The 3407-nt window shown below is 69.8% G+C and carries 4 protein-coding genes; 3 read left to right on the plus strand and 1 reads right to left on the minus strand.

Going from position 1 to position 3407, the window contains the following annotated elements; all coding sequences use genetic code 11:
• From glmM to ACFE99_RS17135, 3 genes are all read left to right on the plus strand, one after another.
• Positions 1–1247, plus strand: a 1247-nt coding sequence (gene glmM, locus ACFE99_RS17125; RefSeq protein ID WP_375487351.1) for a phosphoglucosamine mutase, incomplete at its 5' end; no start/stop codon positions are given.
• A gap of 38 nt (positions 1248–1285) precedes the next feature.
• A complete protein-coding gene (locus ACFE99_RS17130) occupies positions 1286–1591 on the plus strand; it encodes a type VII secretion target (protein ID WP_375487353.1) in 306 nt (101 codons plus the stop codon).
• A gap of 3 nt (positions 1592–1594) precedes the next feature.
• The gene (locus ACFE99_RS17135) at positions 1595–3064 is read left to right on the plus strand and encodes a hypothetical protein (RefSeq protein ID WP_375487355.1); all 1470 of its coding nucleotides are present in this window, start codon (positions 1595–1597) and stop codon (positions 3062–3064) included.
• 4 nt (positions 3065–3068) lie between these two features.
• Here the strand turns inward: ACFE99_RS17135 and ACFE99_RS17140 are convergent, their stop codons facing one another.
• On the minus strand, positions 3069–3293 hold the full coding sequence (locus tag ACFE99_RS17140) for a hypothetical protein (protein WP_375487367.1): 225 nt from the start codon (positions 3291–3293) through the stop codon (positions 3069–3071).
• Positions 3294–3407 lie beyond the last annotated feature (114 nt).

The raw sequence follows: 3407 nt of genomic DNA on the forward strand, positions 1-3407 counted from the left end.
GCCCACCACGGCGACTCGCCAGCACAGGCACGGGCCGCCGGCCGGTCGCCGTGGTGGGCCGCGACCCGCGGGCCAGCGGCGAAATGCTGGAAGCCGCGGTGGTCGCCGGGCTGACCAGCGAGGGCGTCACCGCATTGCGGGCCGGGGTGCTGCCCACACCCGCGGTGGCGTATCTGACCAGCGCCTACGACGCCGACTTCGGCGTGATGATCTCCGCGTCCCACAACCCGATGCCCGACAACGGCATCAAAATCTTCGGTCCCGGCGGTCACAAACTCGACGACGCCACCGAAGACGAAATCGAGGAACTGGTCGCGGCCGGGCCCGGGCTGCGCGCGGTCGGCGCAGGCATTGGGCGCGTCGTCGACGCTGACGATGCGCTGGAGCGCTACCTGCGCCACCTCGGCAAGGCCCGCATCGCCCGGCTCGACGGCTTGACCGTCGTCGTCGACTGCGCCCACGGCGCGGCGTCGGTGGCGGCGCCGCGCGCCTACCGGGCAGCCGGTGCCCGCGTCATCGCGATCAACGCCGAACCCAGCGGGCTCAACATCAACGACCGCTGCGGGTCGACGCACCTGGAATCGCTGCGCTCGGCGGTGCTGGCGCACGGCGCGGACCTCGGCTTGGCCCACGACGGCGACGCCGATCGCTGCCTGGCGGTCGACGCCACCGCCGAGGTCGTCGACGGCGACCACATCATGGTGGTACTGGCACTGGCCATGCAGGAGGCTGGCGAACTGGCCGCCAACACCCTGGTCACCACGGTGATGAGCAACCTCGGGCTGCATCTGGCCATGCGGGCGGCCGGCGTCACCGTTCGTAGCACCGGCGTCGGCGACCGCTACGTGCTCGAGGAGCTGCGGGCCGGTGACTACAGCCTCGGCGGCGAGCAATCCGGTCACATCGTCATGCCTGCGCTGGCCACCACCGGCGACGGCATTCTCACCGGCTTGCGGTTGATGTCGCGCATGGCGCGGACCGGCTCGTCGCTGGCGGGCCTGGCGTCGGCGATGCAAACCCTGCCGCAGGTATTGATCAACGTCGAGGTCGCGGACAAGGCCGCCGCGGTGGCAGCGCCGGAGGTGCGGGCCGCGGTGCGCGAGGCCGAGGCCGAACTCGGTGACACCGGCCGAATCCTGTTGCGTCCCTCAGGAACTGAGCAACTTATCCGCGTCATGGTCGAAGCGTCCGATCAAGAGGTCGCTCGCCGGCTCGCGCAGCGCGTCGCGGAATCCGTGACCGCCTAACCGGGAACCGCTCACGCCGTTGGCGCGTCGTAACGGGTATGGACCAAGATTGCCGCACCTGGATCGACGTCGCCGCGGTGCGGTCGGTCGCCAACCGGTTTGACGGCGCGGCGGAGGTTATCGACGACGCCGTCCGAAACAATCTGACGCACTTGGCTTTTAGTGGCGCACGTGCGGGACGCGCACATGCCGCACGCGGTGATGCTCTATGCGGCGCGCTGGATCGCTTGTCGGCGCAGCTGACTCAGTGGTCACGCGCGACGGTCGAGATCGCCGCCGCACTGCGCGCGACCGCCGACCACTACGCCGACGCCGAACTGCGCGCGGCGGCCAGAATCGGGTGACCGGTGGCCGGCCGATTTGACGTCTCGACGCGGCTGGCCGAGGGCCGGGCCGCGGCCGAGCATACCCAGAGCTACGTGTGGGCCTGCCATGTTTTGGGCTACCAGCATCCCGACCTAACCGCGCGTGGGTCTCAGGTACTCGACTGGTACGACAGCGAAGACGGACTCGACCTGTTCGCACTCGACGACGACTGCGCCAACCTGTGGGCAGCGGTTCACCCGATCGAAGAGGCGCTGGCCTTGCAGCGCGCGCAGCTCGCTTATCTGGCCGCGGCGTGGAACGGAGCAGGAGCCGACACTGCGGTGGAATCCCTGCAGCAGCATTGCGATTCAGGCAATGCGGTGGTCGCGGCGATCCGGGCTGCCGCCGAGGGATGCGCGGCTCTGCGCGACAACCTGTGGCAGATGGTCGACGCCAAAGTCGCAGCAGCCATCGACATCGACGACCGCCGGATAACCGAGCGGACGGCTTGGTTGTCGGCCGCGCAGCTGGTGACGACCGGCGCCGGCGAACAATCGGCCGCCCACGAGCTGGTAGAGCGGCAAGTAAAGCCTCACGTGGACAACGACATTCGCACCGACTGGCTCACCGCGATGCGCTCGACCATGGCCTCAGTGGACGCGTCCTACGATACGGTCACCGGCGCGTTGACCGCTGCGCCGGCGGTGTGTTTCCACACCCCCGCCGCTCTCACCGACAGACCGCTACTGGACGAGTTGATCGTGCCGATGGCCAGCGCGCCGATCGAGCCCGCCGCCGCAATTGCGCCACCAGCGCCCGCCGACACCATGCCGGCCGCTGCTATTGCGCCACCATTGCCGCCGACATCGCCGAGCCTGCCGACGGATCTGCTCGACGGTCTGCCGCCCGTGCCGTCGATGTCGGCGTTGGACGCCCCGTTGGCCGATCCCGCCGGCTTGTCAAGCGGCGCCGGCGATCTCGGCGGCCTTGGCGGTGGAGGCGGAGTCGGCGGACTCGGCGGTGGCGGCGGCATCGGCGGCCTCGTCGGTCTGGCTGGCCAGATCGTCGACGCGATCGGTGGTTTGGTCGGTTCTCTGACTGATGGGCTTGCCGGTCCGTCGGGGCTCGAGGATGGCCTGGCCGGTGACGATCCGCTGGGCGACGAACTGGACGCCGATGACCCGGTTGCCGACGCGGACGACACCGACGACGACAAGACCGACGACGAAGACACCGATGAAGCCGCTGCGGCGCCCGACCCCGACTCCGACCAGCAGGAGACCGGCACCGACACCGACCAAGGCGCCGACGACAGCACCCCCGAACCGGCAAACCCGCCACCACCGCAAGACGCCGCTGACCCGCCGCCTGGACAGGACAACGCGGCTTCACCGGCCGAGGAGCCGGCGGGCGCGCCAACACCCGCCGAGCCGGCGCCGCCGAGTCCGCCACCGGAAGGCTCGACCCCGTGCGAGATCGCCGCCGATGCGCTGCCGCAAGCGGGGCAGTGAGGCGTCAGCTCGGCAGCAGCTCTTGTAGCTCCTCGACAAAGCGCACCGATTCGCGGCGGTCAGCGGTGAGCGGGGCCACCAACAGCGTCGTCGCCCCGGCCTCGGCGAAGGCCGCCACGCGCTCAGCGACGAATGCGCGCGGCCCGACCAATGAAATACCGCGCACCAGTTCGTCCGGCACGGCGGCGATCGCCTCGTCCTTGCGCCCGGACAGGTACAGCTCCTGAATCCGGTTCGCCACCTCGCCGAAGCCGTAGCGAGTTGCCAGGTTGTGGTAGAAGTTCCGGGTTTTGGCGCCCATGCCACCGATGTAGAGCGCGAGATGGGGCTTCACGATTTCCCT

Origin of the sequence: uncultured Mycobacterium sp., assembly GCF_964249325.1 — a bacterium.
Lineage (GTDB): Bacteria > Actinomycetota > Actinomycetes > Mycobacteriales > Mycobacteriaceae > Mycobacterium.